The sequence below is a fragment of the Psychrobacillus sp. FSL W7-1493 genome, from assembly GCF_038004905.1.
In the GTDB taxonomy this organism is placed as follows: domain Bacteria; phylum Bacillota; class Bacilli; order Bacillales_A; family Planococcaceae; genus Psychrobacillus.
Genome location: NZ_JBBOSB010000001.1, coordinates 2,689,788 through 2,707,649 on the forward strand (window position 1 = coordinate 2,689,788; position 17,862 = coordinate 2,707,649).

Below are 17,862 nucleotides of genomic sequence, written 5' to 3' on the forward strand. Positions count from 1 at the left end.
ATGAATACAACAGACTTTCAAAAAGAGCTGCTTACACAAGCAAAAGCCACTGGATTTTCTGAAGCAGAAGCTTACTACGAAAGATCAGATTCGTTTAAATGTATGATTTTTAATGGAGAAGTAGATAGTTATGAAACCTCTGAAGAAGCTGGCATAGGATTTAGAGGTCTTTATAACGGAAACATGGGCTATGCTTATACAGAAAAAATAGATGAGAGCTCGATTGCCTTCTTGGTAGAAAACGCTAAGAATAATGCTGATATCTTGGATGAAAGTGATAACTCTTCTATTTTCGAGGGAAGTAAAGAATATGTCCAACATAGCTTTTATAGTCCCGAATTAAGGAAGATAGGAATTCCTGAGAAGATTGAGCTTATAAAAGCCATTGAACAAAAAGTATTGGCATACGACCCAAGAATAACTACTTTAAATTATTGCATGCTAGAAGATTTTAATTCCGAACGATTAATGATTAATAATAAAGGACTCTCTTTGCAGGATGAAAGAAACGGACTTTATATTTTTGTATCTGCAGTTGTAAAAGCTGATAATGAAATGAAAACTGGACACGTTATTAAAATGACACGTGATTTTCATACTTTGAATGCTGATGAAATTGCTACTGAGCTAGCAAAAGAAGCATTATCTTACTTGGGGGGTAAAACCATCCCGAGCGGAAAATACCCAGTATTATTCAGACATGATTCCGCTGCCTCTCTCCTAGCAACCTTTTCTGAAATTTTCTCGGCTGAAAATACTCAAAAGGACCAATCACTTTTAAAAGGTAAAGTTGGAGAGAAAATAGGATCAGATATACTGACTCTTGTAGATGACCCTTTCCACCCTGATGCTTTTTCTGGATCTTCGTTTGATGGCGAAGGAGTTGCTACCAAAAAACGAACAATTATTTCTAATGGAACATTAGAAACTATTCTACACAATCGGAAGACTGCTAAGATTGATGGCTGCGAGTCCACTGGAAATGCATTTAAGTCCTCTTACAAAGGTACTTTAACTATAGCACCGCAAAATTTATATATTGCTCCTGGAGAGCAAAACAGAGATCAGTTATTAGGTAATCTTCCAAATGGCATTTATATAACTAATTTATCTGGGCTACACTCTGGAACAAATACTATTTCAGGTGACTTTTCTGTGGAGGCAACAGGATATCATATTAAAGACGGGAATATCGCATCACCTATAAACCAAATGACTATTGCTGGAAACTTCTATCACCTTATGAAAAACATAGATGCCATTGCATCAGATCTTACCTTTCAACCTGGAGGCTATGGTTCACCCTCTATATTAGTAAAAGAGCTTGCTGTAACAGTAGACTAATGAATCTAGCTTTCTTTGAATAAACAGGGAAAGAAGTAAACTCACTTCTTTCTCTTTTACTATGCAAAAATCTGTAAGCATCTTTAGGGGTTGCTTTGATTCAAGGGTAGCTCAACTAGGATAAGTGAGGCAAACAAAATATCACAAACCGAGGCAAATGATTATGAAATTGATTCATCCATAAAAAAAATCGCCTCTCAATTAAAATGAGAAGGCGATCACTTCCTTATTTTAATAACCCTTGCTTCAAATCATTGTGCCACTTAGTAAGCATCGGAATATCCGCTTCTGTAATAGTCCCTACTTCCTGCGCTGCATTAACCAAAGTCTCAAAGTTAGTTAGGCTGACAAAGTTTATCTCTGCTTCTTTAAAAGACTCCTCTGCTTTAGGAAGTCCATATGTAAAAATACTTACTACTCCAAGTACTTCTAACCCAGCTTTTTGAAGCGCTTCAACAGCTGTTAAGCTACTTCCTCCAGTGGAAATTAGATCTTCGACCACTACTACCTTCTGACCTGTCACTACTTTTCCTTCGATTTGGTTTCCTCGACCGTGCTCTTTTGCTTTTGAGCGTACATACATCATCGGAAGCTCTAATACATCACTTACCCATGCCGCATGAGGAATACCTGCAGTTGCCGTTCCTGCAACTGCTTCTGTTCCTGGGAAACTCTCATTAATTGCTTCAGCAAGACCTTTTGCAATCTCCTTGCGAATGACCGGAGAAGACATCGTTATACGATTATCACAATAAATTGGTGATTCAATTCCTGATGCCCACGTGAAAGGATCGTTTGGTTTTAGTTCTACTGCTCCTATTTCAAGAAGTGCTTTTGCAATTCTATGTTCAAGTGTCATGCTTGTTCCTCCCACATTTTTAGAATAGTTTTATAAGCCTCTACGGGATTTTCTGCTTCTGTGATTGCACGTCCAACAACAATGTGAGAAGAGCCTAGCTTCCTCGCATTAGAAGGAGTCGCTACTCGAACTTGGTCGTGTGCTTCTCCCGTAGATAATCGTATACCTGGAGTAACTCTTAAAAAGTCTTCCCCACACGCTTCTGCTATTTTCTTTGCCTCTAGTACGGAGCATACTACCCCATCTAATCCTGCTTTTTGGGAAAGCCTAGCATAATGAAGAACAGATTCCTCTAGAGTTTGTTTAATCAGCTGTTCCTCTTGCATTTGCTTCTCAGAAGTGGAAGTTAATTGAGTAACGCCTATAATAGCAGGTCTTACATTACCGGCCGAAGTTCCGGCCTCTAAGCCTTCACGAGCTTTTGACATCATAGTCTCTCCTCCAGCAGCGTGGACATTGATCAGATCTACTCCTAAACGTGCTAATCCTTTCATCGCCTGTCCGACTGTATTTGGAATATCATGTAGCTTCAAATCTAGAAAGACATCATGTCCTTTTTCCTTAAGCTTATAAACGATGGCTGGACCTTCCTGCATAAATAGTTCCATTCCAACCTTCACAAAAAGAGGTTCCTCAAAAGGTGTTAAAAAACGGTAAACTTCTTCTGCTGAAGAAAAGTCTAATGCGATAATGGGGCTGTTTTTCATAATCGATGGCTCCTTCCAACTAAATCGTTTACTGTTTGATATCCAAGCTCATCTAACTTTTCTGGTAACTGATCAATCAGTGTCGGACAAATGAATGGATCGACAAAGTTAGCAGTTCCAACAGCAACTGCACTTGCCCCGGCTGATAAGAAATCAATGACATCGTCTATATTTGAAACTCCGCCCATCCCTATAATAGGTAGGGAGACTTGTTTAGCCACATCATATACCATACGAAGTGCAACTGGCTTAATAGCTGGACCCGATAAGCCACCTGTTACATTTGCAATGACAGGACGGCCAGTTCGAGTATCCAAGCGTAAACCGAGTAATGTATTAATCATCGTTATTCCATCGGCGCCGCCAGCTTCCACTGCTTTAGCTATCTCCCCTACATTCGTAACATTAGGCGACAACTTTACATAGACAGGAACGCTTGAAACTTCCTTGACGGCTCTTGTTAATTCTTCTGCTATTAGGGGATCTGTTCCAAACGTAATTCCACCTTGTTTAACGTTTGGACACGAAATATTTAGCTCTAGAGCGTATACGTTAGGTGCCTTTGAAATAGCCTCAGCAACACCAACATAGTCCTCTGTTAATGTCCCAGCTACGTTTGCTATGATGGGCACGTCATATTGCTCTAGCCAAGGAAGCTCGTTTGTCATGACCTTAGCTAGTCCTGGATTTTGCAGTCCAATCGCATTCAGCATCCCTGCAGGCGTTTCAGCTACTCGAGGAGTTGGGTTACCTAGTCGTGTTTCTAAGGTAGTTGCTTTAATCATGATAGCTCCTAATTTGGATAGATCATAGAGTTGAGCATATTCCTTCCCAAACCCAAAACACCCAGAAGCAGGCATAATTGGGTTCTTTAATGACAGTCCTGGTAATTCGACAGCTAATCTATTCATACTCGAATCACTCCTGACTGGAAGACTGGACCATCTGAACAAACTTTCAGATAGTCAACTTCCATTTTTTCCGTTGACTCACATACACATGCAAAACATGCACCGATCCCACAGCCCATTCGTTGTTCAAAAGAGAGGTAACCTTCTTTATGCGGATACATTTTTTCCATAGCAGCAAGCATAGGCGTTGGACCACAACTATAGTACACAGCAAAGTCGTCATTCATAGTCTCTAATACATTTGTTACAAACCCCTTATGACCATAGCTTCCATCTGCTGTAACTATATGTGTTTCGCCAAGCTGGTTAAATAGCTCCTCGTAGAAAACAACATTCTCGGATTGAAAGCCTAATACATGGATTGGCTCCACACCTTTTTCAACTAGTCTTTTAGATAATTCATAGAGAGGAGGGACTCCAATTCCTCCCCCCACAAGTAATGCCTTATCACCTGAAGAGACTTTTTCTATTGGAAACCCTTGACCTAGGGGACCAAGTATATCTATATAATCCCCTGGTCTTTTCTCTGAAAGTAGCACAGTTCCTCTGCCCTCAGCACGGTAGATCATCGTAAATTCCGATGCCTCTCTATTTATAGAACAAATACTAATCGGTCTTCGTAGTAGTGGCTCCATTTGATTTGCCACACGTACATGAACAAATTGGCCAGGTTGTTTCATCTCCTGTACGAGCTGTCCCTTTAACGTAAGCCTAAAAATGTTCGTCGCAATTTTATGTTGAGATACAACAATCATCTGCTCCTGTTTAATCATGCACGGACCTCCTGTAGCTTCATCGTATCCGTAGAGAAGCTCATCGATTCAATTACACGAACCATTGCCTCTGCCGTATCTAGAGAAGTTAAGCAAGGAATTCCATTTTCAACAGACTCCCTACGAATTCGGAAGCCGTCACGCTCGGGCTGCATGCCTTTTGTTAAAGTATTAATAACAAATTGCGCTTCCCCTTTTTGAATAACATCAAGTAAAGTAGTTCCCTTAGAACCAATTTTGTCTACAATATCTACTGGAATACCTGCCTCTTGTATTGCTTTAGCGGTACCCTCTGTTGCAATTATGCGGAAGCCAATTGCGTGGAAACGCTTAGCGATATCTGTTGCTTCTTCTTTGTCTTTATCAGAAATCGTCATTAGCACTGAGCCATGATCCTTAATTTCCATTCCTGCAGCTACTAGGCCTTTATATAGGGCTTTTTCTAATGTTATATCTTTACCCATAACCTCTCCAGTGGATTTCATCTCTGGCCCTAGGGTAATATCTACACGGCGCAGCTTAGCAAAGCTGAATACAGGAACCTTTACATATACTCCTGAACTATTTGGTGCAAGCCCTGTTTTAAATCCTTGTTCTACAATGGACTTTCCTAAAATTGCCTTTGTTGCAATGTTTGCCATTGGAATCGATGTAATTTTACTTAAGAAAGGTACCGTACGGCTTGAGCGTGGGTTTACTTCAATTACATAAACCTCGTCTTTGGAAATAACATATTGAATATTCATTAGACCTACTATTTTTAAACCTCTTGCCAGTCTTGTTGTATAATCTACCAATGTGTCTATATGTTTTTGTGATAGCTTTTGTGGTGGATATACAGCGATTGAATCACCTGAGTGCACTCCTGCTCGCTCAATATGCTCCATGATACCTGGTATTAGAACATTCTCTCCATCACAGATTGCATCGACTTCGACCTCTGTACCAGTTAAGTAACGGTCAATTAAAACGGGCTTTTCCGGGCTAGCTTCAACCGCGTTTTCCATATAGTGTTTAATTTCATCTTCATTGTAAACGATTTGCATTGCTCGACCACCTAAAACATAAGAAGGTCTAACTAATACCGGATAACTAATTTCATTAGCTATTTCAATAGCTTCCTCTACAGATACCGCTGTCTTACCTAGCGGCTGAGGAATTCCTATTTCGTGAAGAGCAGCTTCAAATTTATTTCGATTTTCTGCTCGATCGATATCTTCTAGAGTAGTGCCTAATATTTTTACGCCTCGTTCTTCTAACGCTTCCGCTAGGTTGATCGCTGTTTGACCGCCAAACTGTACAACTACTCCTTTTGGCTTTTCAAGGTCCACGATGTGCATGACGTCTTCTACCGTTAAAGGCTCAAAGTATAATTTATCTGAGATGGAGAAATCGGTAGAAACTGTTTCTGGATTATTATTAATAATAATCGCTTCATAGCCTGCTTCTTTGATGGCCCATACAGAGTGAACTGTTGCATAATCAAATTCAACTCCTTGCCCGATTCTAATTGGACCAGAACCAAGTACGATGACACTTTCTTTATCCGTTTTAATGGATTCGTTTTCCTCTTCATATGTCCCGTAGAAATAAGGAGTTTCTGATTCAAACTCTCCTGCACAAGTATCTACCATTTTGTAAACTGGTGTAATTCCATGTTCCTTTTTAAAGTTATATACTTCTATTTCTTTCACGTTCCAATACTTTGCTATTGTCTTATCAGCAAAGCCCATTCTTTTTGCTTTATATAGAATTTCTTGATTAAAAGGATTCTCCTGTATTACCTTTTCATATTGCACGATGTTCTGTAACTTGTTTAAGAAAAACAGATCTATTTGAGACCATTCATGTATTTGCTCGATGCTCACACCACGGCGAAGTGCCTCTCCTATAAAGAATAAGCGCTCATCTCCTGCGCGACGAATTCTTTTGGCAATCCATTCGTCTGTAATGGATTCGCTGTTCTTCATTTCCAAATGGAAGTGACCTGTTTCTAAGGAACGGACAGATTTTAAGATTGCCTCTTCAAATGTACGTCCTAACGACATTACTTCTCCGGTTGCTTTCATCTGTGTTCCAAGGTTACGTTTTGCTGATTCAAATTTATCGAAAGGCCATCTAGGAATTTTTGCAACAATATAGTCTAAAGCTGGCTCGAAGCAAGCATATGTCTTTCCAGTTACCGGATTCATCATTTCATCTAGTGTAAGTCCTACTGCAATTTTTGCTGCAAGCTTCGCGATTGGATAGCCAGTTGCCTTTGATGCAAGTGCTGATGAACGACTTACACGTGGGTTAACTTCAATAATATAGTACTGGAAGCTATATGGATCTAAAGCAAGCTGCACATTACATCCACCTTCGATTTTCAGCGCACGGATAATCTTTAAGGAAACATTTCGAAGCATTTGGTTTTCACGGTCCGACAATGTTTGTGTCGGAGCTACTACAATCGAGTCTCCCGTATGAATGCCTACTGGGTCAACATTTTCCATATTACAAACAACGATTGCATTATCAGCTGAATCTCGCATTACTTCATATTCAATCTCTTTGAAGCCAGCAATCGATTTTTCTAGTAGACATTGAGTCACAGGGCTATACTTTAAACCACTAGTTACGATTTCCACTAAATCTGTATCATTGTGACAAATACCTCCCCCAGTTCCTCCTAAGGTAAAGGCTGGTCTTACGATTACTGGGTATCCGATTCGCTCTACAAACGCCTTTGCTTCCTCGAGGTTGTGGATAATATCACTTTCCGGTACTGGTTCGTTCAATTCATTCATTAACGTACGGAATAAGTCACGATCCTCTGCTTTATGAATCGCCTCTAGTTTTGTACCAAGAATTTCAATTCCTAACTCATCCAATATGCCTGATTCATCTAATTGAATCGCCATGTTCAAACCTGTCTGTCCTCCTAAAGTTGGAAGGATTGCATCTGGACGCTCTTTGCGGATGATCTTACTCACAAATGGAAGAGTAATAGGTTCAATATATACTTTGTCTGCAATTTCTGTATCTGTCATAATAGTTGCTGGATTTGAGTTTACTAATATTACTTTGTAGCCTTCTTCTTTAAGGGAAATACATGCTTGTGTCCCCGCATAGTCAAACTCTGCAGCTTGACCGATTACAATTGGACCAGATCCGATTACTAAAATAGTTTCTATATCTTTACGTTTAGGCATGTGAAGTCTCCTTTTTGCTTTCTTTATTCATTAGTTCAATAAATTGATCAAATAAGTGGGTTGAGTCCTCTGGACCGCATGACCCTTCTGGATGAAACTGTACACAAAACACGGGATATTTTTTATGTCTTACACCTTCAATTGTTCCATCATTTAATGCTAGATGAGTAATTTCTAAATCCGTGTTAGAGATTGAATCTGCATCAATCGCATAGCCATGATTTTGTGAAGTTAGCTCTGTTCTTCCAGTAGTTAAATCTTTTACTGGATGATTTCCACCACGATGACCAAATTTTAGTTTAAAGGACGTTGCACCACTTGCTAGTGAAATTAACTGATGACCTAGGCAAACTCCGAAGATTGGAACATTTCCTATTAGACCTTTTACCATTTCAATAGACTCTGGTATATCCGTCGGATCCCCAGGACCATTAGATAGCATTACTCCATCAGGACGCATTGCTAAAATTTCTTTAGCTGATGTATTAAAAGGTACTACGATAACGTCACAGTCACGTTTGTTTAATTCTCTTAGTATTCCATGTTTCATACCGAAATCTACTAATACAACTCGTTTACCTCGCCCTGGACTTGGATAAGGTCTGGTAATAGAAACCTGCTCCACTACGTTTTTAGGAATATCAGTAGATTTTAACGTTGCCACTGTTTCTTCCACATTCACTTCTTCTCCAGCAGCTGTTAGCGTTCCTTTTAGAGATCCGTGCTTACGAATTATGCGTGTTAGCTTTCGAGTATCTATTCCTTCAATTCCTGGAATATTTTTTAAAGTTAAAAATTCATTCAATGTACTTTGGTTACGGAAGTTAGATGGGTTCTCTGCTAGCTCCCGAACTACAACTCCTGACAAGGCAATCTCTATTGCTTCAAAATCATCTGGATTAATACCATAATTACCTACCATCGGATACGTAAAAGTTAGTATTTGACTGCAATTGGATGGATCTGATATAGATTCCTGGTAACCGGTCATAGCAGTTGTAAAAATAACTTCTCCAATAGTCCCTGATTCACTACCAAATGCATTTCCTTTAAAAACAGTACCGTCTTCTAATATTAAATATCTTGTTTTCATGCTTGTTCCTCCTGCCATACGATTTCTCCGTTATAGATTGTTACTTGTGGCCAACCTGTACAAACCCATCCATCAAACGGAGTATTTGTTCCTTTAGAAAGGAATGCTTCTTTATCTATTTTTTGTTCTTTATTTAAATCTACTAATACTAAATCAGCTGGAGCTCCTACTTCTAGCTTGCCAAATTCAAACCCAAATACGTTCGCTGGCTTGATGGTCAAATAATCTAGCAGTTGCTTTAATGACCACTCCCCCGTTTTTACGAAATGAGTATACAGTAATGGAAATGCTGTCTCTAATCCAACTATTCCAAAGGGAGCCTTTTCGAAACCATGTGCTTTTTCTTCATCTGTATGAGGGGCATGGTCTGTTGCTATAAAATCTAAAGTTCCATCTAACAATCCCTCACGTAAAGCCATCATGTCGTCTCTACCTCTTAGCGGAGGATTCATCTTCCAAATTGCATCATTTGCTGGAATATCCTCCTCGCAAAGTAATAAATGATGTGGACTTACTTCTGCAGTAACATGGATGCCGGCTTTCTTAGCGTCTCGAATCACTCGAACAGATTCCTTTGTACTTACATGGCAAACATGATAATGTGCTCCTGCTGCTTCAGCTAATAATATATCTCTCGCTATATGTACCGATTCTGAAACGGAATGGATTCCTTTTAATCCAAGCTCTTCATTTCGCTTTCCTTTATGCATTACCCCACCGTACAAAAGGGAATTCTCCTCACAGTGAGCTACAACAGGAATAGTATGTTTTGCTGCCTCTTGCATTGCTTCCAGCATAGTTCCAGCTGTTTGTACACCGACTCCATCATCTGTTAAAGCAAATGCACCAAGTCCTTTTAGTGCAGCTATATCTGTACGTTCTTTACCTGCTTGACGTATGGTGATAGAAGCATAAGGAAGTACTCGAACTAGTGCATTTTTATCTACTAAATCTAATACATGAGAGAAGTTTTCCACTGTATCTGGAACTGGACGAGTATTTGGCATCGCACAAATCGTAGTATATCCCCCTTTTGCAGCAGCCTTAGTTCCTGTTTCTATTGTTTCTTTATGCTCTCCACCTGGCTCACGTAAATGAACGTGCACATCGATAAAGCCAGCGGATAGTAACATTCCTTTACCATCAATTACTTGCGCATCATCTAAAGTAGGAGTAGGAGTAATTTCAGCTATTTTCCCGTCTTTTACTACAACTGAGGTAGTTTCTAATTCACCTGATTTGTTTACTAGTTGGACGTTTTGAATAATTTTTGTCATGTTATTCTCTCCCTTTTAAGATCATCTCGATAACAGCCATTCGGATATAAACACCATTTTCCATTTGCTTAAAAATTCTAGAACGTTCACACTCTACTAATTCACTAGCTATTTCCACGTCACGGTTAAAAGGGGCAGGGTGCATAATGATTGCTCCATCTTTCATCCTTCGTTCCCGATCTACTGTAAGGCCATAAGACTTGTTGTACGCTTCCTTTGAAAAAGAAGCCAAACCATCGTGACGTTCATGTTGTACGCGAAGCATCATTAATACATCACTTGTTTCTATCGCTTCCTCAAAACTATTAATAGTTTCAAATTCTCCTTGCCATTCAGGAGGACAGACAAATTGAACGGTAGCTCCTAGTCTAGTAAGAGCTTGAGCATTAGACCTTGCCACCCTGCTATGCACTATGTCCCCTACTATCGTGACAATTTTATCCTCTAAAGTACCAAACTCCTGCCAGATCGTAAAAATATCTAACAGACTTTGAGTGGGATGATTTCCAGTGCCATCTCCGCCGTTAATGATTGCAGGCTTTACATTACCTATCAGCTCTTCAAAATAGTTGTTTTGCTCATGTCTTATAACTAGTGCATCAAGTCCTATAGCTTCCAGTACCTTTACTGTGTCATATAATGTTTCACCTTTTAACGTGCTTGAAAATCCAGCTTCAAACGGTAGCACATCTATTGGGAGCCTTCTTTCTGCCATTTCAAAGCTCATCTTAGTTCTAGTGCTCGGCTCAAAAAAGAGGTTTGCCATTGTATATTTACTTATTAAAGTAGAGGCTGCGCCTGTTCGGAATGCTTCGGCTTGTTCTAATATTGCAATTATTTGTTCTACAGATAATTCCTTCATTGAGACTAAATTTTTCATGAATATCCGCCTTTCTATAAAAAAAACCTCTTGAAAAAGCTCAAGAGGGTTCGTTAAAGCATGATCAAAGAAGAGATTTTTTACTAAAATTCTCTTTTCAATCTGAACCCTTCGTTGACTCTCTGTTCAACTTTTTAAAAGGTTATTATTCTTTTGTCTCGTTACCTGATGCTTGTGCTTCTTTTTTACCTGGTAGTATCCAGTTTAAAACTACACCAACGATTGCTGCTAGTGCCATACCTTCCACACTCAAAGCCTCTGTAACTATAAATTTAGCTCCACCTATACCAATTACAAGGATTACCGATGCAATGACTAGATTTCGGCTATTCCCAAAATCAATATTTGCTTCTACTAGCATTCGCAATCCGCTAGAAGCGATAATTCCGAAAAGAAGGATAGATACTCCACCGAGTACTGCAGTAGGTATCGTTGTAATTAGAGCCATGCCTTTACCAAAGAAAGAAAGTAATATGGCGATCACAGCTGCTCCCATTATTACATAAACACTATATACGCGAGTAATTGCCAATACTCCAATATTTTCACCATAGGTTGTCTTTGGAGGTCCGCCGATTAAGGCACTAGCAAATGTTCCAAGACCATCCCCTAGAAGTGATCGATGTAAACCTGGTTCTTTAATGTAGTCTCTATTAACTACCTTCCCTAATACTAATTGGTGGCCAATATGTTCCGAAATAGTAACAATGACAATTGGTACCATAATGAGCAAGATTCTAGAAGTAACTTCAAAGTCATAATGAACACCTGGTATTAAGAAATCAGGTAACGCTAGCAAGCTAGCCTCTTTAACCGGTGTAAAATCTACAATACCAATGAGGATAGAGTAGAGATATCCAACTACCAAGCCTATTAAAATTGGCATTGTACTAATAATATTTTTAAAAAAGATTGTACAAATGATTGCTGTAAATAATGTCACTAGCGCAGCTGAAAAATGTAAAAAGCTATATTCTTTTAAACCAGTTTCTACATTTGTAATATTCATGGCCATGTCCACTGCTACTCCTGCTAATCCAAGACCAATAACCATAATTACCGGACCAACAACGATTGGTGGTAATAGCTTCATAATCCACTTATAGCCACTCTTCCAAATGATCAGTGACACTACACCATATACCAAACCGACGAATACTGCTCCAATCATGGCATTTCCCGGGTCTATAGCTTTACCTGTTGATTCATTTAATCCATTTGAAGCAACTAGTATAGGCGCTATAAAAGCAAAGGAGGAACCAAGATACGCTGGTACTTGAAATCTGGTTATCATTAAAAAAATGATAGTTGCTATACCACTGGTTAGCAATGCGATAGCGGGACTTAACCCTACAAGCTGAGGTACTAATATTGTTGAGCCAAACATTGCAAACATGTGCTGAAAGCTTAAAGTAATCAGCTGTCCACCTGTAGGCTTGTCATTTACATCTAATATTGCCTTTGACATTTAAGTCGCCACCTTTTTTGGTTTATTCAAAGATTGTTACAGCATCTATTTTGTCTGTCTCTGTAACTTTAACTACTATTTTTTCACTGCTAGAGGTAGGAATGTTCTTGCCAACGTAATCCGCTCGAATTGGTAGCTCTCTATGTCCTCTATCGATCAAAACAGCCAGCTGTATTTGAGAGGGTCGACCTATATCCATTACTGCGTCCATTGCCGCTCGAACTGTTCTTCCTGTAAATAGCACATCATCTACTAAAATTACTTTTTTGTTCGTTACATCATGAGAAATATCTACTTGCTGTACTAAAGGCTCATTAGAAGCGCTTTTGATTGATAAATCGTCTCGATATAATGTAATATCCAATTCACCCGTTTTGATTGGTTTGCCTTCAATTTTTTCGATTCTCTCAGCCAGTCTTTGTGCTAGATATGTACCTCTAGTTTTTATGCCTACTAATATACATTCTTCAATTCCTTTGTTCCGTTCAATTATTTCATGTGCAATTCGAGTAAGTGCCCTGTTAATGGCTTGTTCATCCAGAATACTTGCTTTTTCTTCCATAAATTATCTCCTCCTATTCGGAAATGTAAAAAACCTCTTGAGCTAGAAGAGCCCAAGAGGTTGTATGTGCGCGTTTAAAATATAGTGATCCTATTAATCCGCAGAATAATAGTGAGTCACTTTCACATGTACCTTCTCAGCCTCTCTGGACTGTTATTAAAGGTGAAACTATTCAATTTATTGTAATCAGTATATCTGACTATTCTTCTTTTGGCAATGCTGTTTTTCTTAAATCTTGCAATAAATCCGTGAAATCCTCTGGTAGTGGGTATGAGAATTCTAAGTATTCCCCAGTTCTAGGCTGTATAAAACCAAGAACTCCCGCATGTAAAACCTGTCCATTAAAGTTTAGTGTTTTCTTTGGACCATATTTTGGATCTCCAGCTAAAGGATAACCAATATACTTCATATGAACACGGATTTGGTGTGTTCTACCAGTTTCTAACTGACATTCCACTAAAGTATATTTGTTAAAGCGTTCTAATACACGGAAATGAGTTACAGCATGCTTACCATTATCAACGACTGCCATGTTTTGACGTTCTTTTTTGTCTCGGCCAATCGGTGCATCAATTGTTCCTTTGTCATGAGCTATGTGGCCATGAACAAGTGCTGTATATTTACGAGTAACAGTTTTCTTTACAAGTTGGTCTACTAAAGAAACATGGGCAACGTCGTTTTTAGCTACCATTAGAAGACCTGTCGTATCCTTGTCAATACGGTGGACAATTCCCGGACGTAGTACTCCGTTAATACCAGAAAGGTCCTTAATTTGATGCATAAGACCATTAACAAGCGTACCGCTAAGATGTCCGGGAGCCGGATGAACTACCATACCTCTTGGCTTATACACTACTAATACATCCTCGTCCTCATAAACGATTTCAAGGTTTAAGTTTTCTGCCACTATGTCTAGCTCAACTACTTCAGGAGGTGTGACAATGATAACATCGCCTTCTTTTACCTTGTAGCTTGTTTTGGCAGGCTCGTTATTAACTAATACACTACCATCTTTTATAAAATTTTGAATTTGTGTACGAGACCAGTCTGTATCAAAAGAAGCAATTGCTTTATCAATTCTCTCTTTTTCTTGTTCCTTTTCAATAATAAACGTTAATTCTTCCATTATTTCACCTTTTTCTTTTCAGCTCGTTCTTCTTGTAGTATAAAGATAATTACTACTACAACTCCTATAGTCAGGGCAGCATCTGCAATATTAAAAATCGGAAAATCATAGTTAACAATTGGAATGAGCACATCTACAAAATCAACTACTTCGCCTTTCCAAAGTCGATCTATAAAGTTACCAATTGCTCCACCTAGTAAAAGCATTAATCCTACTTGAAAAACAGGTTTCCCTTTTGCTTCCTTATGGAAGTAATAAATAATTGCAGCGATTACAATTATAGTAACTACCGCAAAAAATCCTATTTGTCCTTGGAGCATACCCCAAGCGGCACCACGGTTACGATGTGAAAGCAGTGCAAAGTAAGGGTCCCAAATCATAATTTGCTCACCAAGCGTCATATTTTTAACAACAAGCCATTTTGTCCATTGATCTAAGGCAATAACAAATACTGCTAGTCCATAAAATTTCCACACATTAATTCCCCCGATAATCAAATAAGCCTTAACGACCTCTCTCGTCTGTAGTAATGAATATTACATCCAACTAATAATTATTAAAAAGATTTTTGCTGAATAATATTAAACAATCTACAATAGTTTACCATAGAAACCTATCTCACGTAAAAGAGCATCTATAGATTATACAAAGAAAAGTTAGGCTTCTCTTTAACGTCCTGGGAAACTCTATGTTATATAATACTTTGCTGTTTATGCAAATACTATACTAACTCCTATAAAAAGTGCCCTAATTAACAGGTTCGCTATATAATCACTCTCATTATAAAAAAGCGAGTACGTAAACTGTAATCGTTCACGTACTCGCTTTTATTCTTTTTGACTGTTGTTTTAATGCCCTTGAATTTACATATAGGGCATCTATAAATTTATTATACGTAATGTTTTTCTACAACTTCTGCACAACGAGTACATAAAGTCGGATGAGCTTCGCTTTCTCCTACTGTTTCAGCAATAGTCCAGCAGCGTTCACATTTTTCACCATCTGCTTTTTCTATTACAACGGACGAATGCTCAAGCACTAAACTGTTTTCTGGAGCTTCAGATTGGGAGCCTCCCAGAACAAACTTAGATACGATAAATAGTTGTGCAAAGTCAATTGCATCAGTATCGAACAATACTTTATATTCATCACTAACATATAACGTAACTTTTGCTTCTAATGATTTACCAATTGTCTTCGCATTACGAGATTCCTCAAGTGCTTTAAGAACATCATCACGTAGCTCCATGATTTTTTCCCACTTAGGAGCAAGAGCTTCGAAAGCTGGGTATTCAACAGCATCTGGCATGTCAGTTAATTGGACACTTTCTTCCTTCTCATGCTCCAAATAAGCCCAAAGCTCATCTGTTGTATGTGGAAGAATTGGAGTTAACAGTTTCAATAAAGCTGAAAGTGTATCATACATTACGGATTGCATTGCACGACGATCTTTGTCATCTGCTCCATAAATATATACAACATCTTTTGCAATATCTAAATAGAACGAGCTTAATTCTCCAGATACGAAGTTATTTACTGTGTGATAAACGGTCGCAAAATCATAGCGCTCATAAGCTGCTCTAACAGTCTTAATAACTTCTTGTAATTTCATGTACATGTATTGATCTACTTCACGTAAATCTTCAAATGCTACACGATTGCTTGCTGGATTGAAATCACTGATGTTCCCATGTAAGAAGCGAAGTGTATTACGGATTTTACGATATACCTCTGTCACTTGCTTAATAATTGCATCTGAAACTCGAACGTCAGCAGTATAGTCTACTGAAGCAACCCATAGTCGTAAAATGTCAGCACCTAACTGGTTCATTACTTTTGCAGGAACAATTACATTTCCTAGTGATTTACTCATTTTACGACCATTTCCGTCTAAAATAAATCCGTGACTTAGTAGCCCTTTATATGGTGCATGACCATGCATAGCTGTACTTGTGATTAAAGAAGAGTTAAACCATCCTCGATATTGGTCAGAACCTTCTAGATATAAGTCTGCTGGGAATACCAAATCATCACGTTCTTCTAAAACACCATGGTAGGAAGACCCTGAGTCAAACCAAACGTCCATAATATCTGTCTCTTTTGTAAAGATACCATTTGGACTATGTGGATGTGTGAATCCTTCAGGAAGTAAATCTTTTGCTTCTCTTTCAAACCAAATATTCGAACCATGCTCACGGAAAAGATTTGATACATGAGCAATTGTTTCTTCTGTTAAAATCGGTTCTCCATCCTCTGCGTAAAACACTGGAATTGGCACACCCCATACACGCTGACGAGATATACACCAATCTCCACGGTCACGAATCATATTATATAAACGCGTTTCGCCCCATGCTGGTGTAAATTTAGTGTTACGTATAGATTGTAATAGCTCATCTCTAAAAGCCTCAATTGAAGCAAACCATTGTGGTGTTGCACGATAGATTACAGGCTTTTTCGTACGCCAGTCATGTGGATATGAGTGAGTAAAGAATGTAAGCTTCTCTAATGCTCCTGCTTCTTCTAATGCTTCTGTAATCGCTTTGTTGGCTGTGTCATAGAATAACCCTTCGAAGCCTGGTGCTTCCGCTGTCATTACTCCACGCTCATCTACTGGACAAAGCACATCTAGACCATAAGCTTTCCCTACGTAAAAGTCATCTTCCCCGTGTCCTGGTGCTGTATGAACACAACCAGTACCAGATTCAGTAGTTACGTGTTCACCTAGGATTATTAAAGAATCACGGTCATACAATGGATGTTTAGCAACTAGACGGTCCATTTCTTGACCAAGGATTGTACGTTCAATAGAATACTCTTCCCAGCCCAGCTCAGCTGCCACTGCTTCTACCAAGTCTTTCGCTACAACATATTTATTTTCATTTGCTTGCACAACGACATACTCCACTCGTGGATGCAATGAAATAGCAAGGTTGGCTGGAATTGTCCATGGTGTTGTCGTCCAAATAATAAACTTTGTACCTTCTTCTAATACCCCTTTACCATCTGTAACAGCAAAGCTTACATAAATGGATGGAGATTTTTTATCTTGATATTCAATTTCAGCCTCTGCTAACGCTGATTCACTTGAAGGTGACCAGTAAACAGGCTTTAATCCTTTATAAATGTAACCTTTTTTAGCCATCGCCCCAAATACCTCGATTTGGCGAGATTCAAATTCAGGCTTTAATGTCACATAAGGATTTTCCCAATCTCCACGCACACCTAAACGTTTAAACTGAGTACGTTGGTTGTCAATTTGTTGATAGGCATAATCCTCACATAGCTTTCTAAATTCAGCCAATGATAATTCTTTACGCTTAACACCTTTGTTTGTTAAAGCCTGTTCAATTGGAAGCCCGTGAGTATCCCAGCCTGGCACATAAGGAGCATGATAGCCAGTCATTGATTTGTGACGAACAATCATATCTTTTAGAACTTTGTTTAAAGCATGCCCAATATGAATATCACCATTTGCATATGGAGGACCATCATGCAGGACGAAAAATGGACGATCTTTCGTTCTTTCTAAAACCTTCTTGTAGATGTCCTGTTCTTCCCATTTTGCTTGGATATCTACTTCTTTGACCGGTAGGTTTCCTCGCATAGGAAAATCTGTTTTTGGCATTAATAATGTGTCTTTGTACTCCATTTGTTCTTCCTCCTTC

At 38.8% G+C, this 17,862-nt stretch carries 14 protein-coding genes; 1 reads left to right on the forward strand and 13 read right to left on the reverse strand.

From position 1 onward, the window contains the following. Complete coding sequence (locus MKX96_RS13670; RefSeq protein WP_340884218.1) at positions 1-1,344, forward strand: TldD/PmbA family protein; 1,344 nt, start codon at positions 1-3, stop codon at positions 1,342-1,344. Between the two features lie 226 nt (positions 1,345-1,570). On the opposite strand, the gene pyrE is transcribed toward MKX96_RS13670, so the two are convergent. From pyrE to ileS, 13 genes are all read right to left on the reverse strand, one after another. Next, on the reverse strand, positions 1,571-2,203 hold the full coding sequence (gene pyrE, locus MKX96_RS13675) for an orotate phosphoribosyltransferase (protein ID WP_340884221.1): 633 nt from the start codon (positions 2,201-2,203) through the stop codon (positions 1,571-1,573). Next, the gene (gene pyrF / locus MKX96_RS13680; protein ID WP_340884223.1) at positions 2,200-2,910 is read right to left on the reverse strand and encodes an orotidine-5'-phosphate decarboxylase; all 711 of its coding nucleotides are present in this window, start codon (positions 2,908-2,910) and stop codon (positions 2,200-2,202) included. Before pyrF ends, pyrE begins: the two co-directional genes overlap by 4 nt. Continuing rightward, positions 2,907-3,821 (reverse strand): dihydroorotate dehydrogenase, encoded by a 915-nt coding sequence (locus MKX96_RS13685; RefSeq protein WP_340884226.1) that lies wholly within the window; start codon positions 3,819-3,821, stop codon positions 2,907-2,909. The genes pyrF and MKX96_RS13685 overlap by 4 nt, the downstream gene beginning before the upstream one ends. After that, positions 3,818-4,594, reverse strand: coding sequence for a dihydroorotate dehydrogenase electron transfer subunit (locus tag MKX96_RS13690; protein WP_340884229.1), 777 nt, complete (start codon positions 4,592-4,594; stop codon positions 3,818-3,820). The genes MKX96_RS13685 and MKX96_RS13690 overlap by 4 nt, the downstream gene beginning before the upstream one ends. Further along, on the reverse strand, positions 4,591-7,788 hold the full coding sequence (gene carB / locus MKX96_RS13695) for a carbamoyl-phosphate synthase large subunit (RefSeq protein WP_340884231.1): 3,198 nt from the start codon (positions 7,786-7,788) through the stop codon (positions 4,591-4,593). The genes MKX96_RS13690 and carB overlap by 4 nt, the downstream gene beginning before the upstream one ends. Beyond that, positions 7,781-8,881: a carbamoyl phosphate synthase small subunit gene (locus MKX96_RS13700; protein WP_340884234.1), complete on the reverse strand. Its 1,101-nt coding sequence runs from the start codon at positions 8,879-8,881 to the stop codon at positions 7,781-7,783. Before MKX96_RS13700 ends, carB begins: the two co-directional genes overlap by 8 nt. Continuing rightward, positions 8,878-10,158 carry a dihydroorotase gene (locus MKX96_RS13705; RefSeq protein ID WP_340884237.1) on the reverse strand — a complete coding sequence of 427 codons (1,281 nt, stop codon included), beginning with the start codon at positions 10,156-10,158 and terminating at the stop codon, positions 8,878-8,880. Before MKX96_RS13705 ends, MKX96_RS13700 begins: the two co-directional genes overlap by 4 nt. 1 nt (position 10,159) lies before the next feature. Continuing rightward, positions 10,160-11,038, reverse strand: coding sequence for an aspartate carbamoyltransferase catalytic subunit (locus MKX96_RS13710; protein WP_340884240.1), 879 nt, complete (start codon positions 11,036-11,038; stop codon positions 10,160-10,162). A gap of 145 nt (positions 11,039-11,183) precedes the next feature. Continuing rightward, positions 11,184-12,506 carry a uracil-xanthine permease family protein gene (locus MKX96_RS13715; protein ID WP_340884242.1) on the reverse strand — a complete coding sequence of 441 codons (1,323 nt, stop codon included), beginning with the start codon at positions 12,504-12,506 and terminating at the stop codon, positions 11,184-11,186. 22 nt (positions 12,507-12,528) lie between these two features. Further along, on the reverse strand, positions 12,529-13,068 hold the full coding sequence (gene pyrR, locus MKX96_RS13720) for a bifunctional pyr operon transcriptional regulator/uracil phosphoribosyltransferase PyrR (RefSeq protein WP_169361235.1): 540 nt from the start codon (positions 13,066-13,068) through the stop codon (positions 12,529-12,531). A gap of 199 nt (positions 13,069-13,267) precedes the next feature. Continuing rightward, on the reverse strand, positions 13,268-14,194 hold the full coding sequence (locus MKX96_RS13725) for an RluA family pseudouridine synthase (protein WP_298470650.1): 927 nt from the start codon (positions 14,192-14,194) through the stop codon (positions 13,268-13,270). Beyond that, positions 14,194-14,670 carry a signal peptidase II gene (lspA, locus tag MKX96_RS13730; protein WP_169361233.1) on the reverse strand — a complete coding sequence of 159 codons (477 nt, stop codon included), beginning with the start codon at positions 14,668-14,670 and terminating at the stop codon, positions 14,194-14,196. Before lspA ends, MKX96_RS13725 begins: the two co-directional genes overlap by 1 nt. 413 nt (positions 14,671-15,083) lie before the next feature. After that, complete coding sequence (gene ileS / locus MKX96_RS13735; protein WP_340884247.1) at positions 15,084-17,846, reverse strand: isoleucine--tRNA ligase; 2,763 nt, start codon at positions 17,844-17,846, stop codon at positions 15,084-15,086. Positions 17,847-17,862 lie beyond the last annotated feature (16 nt).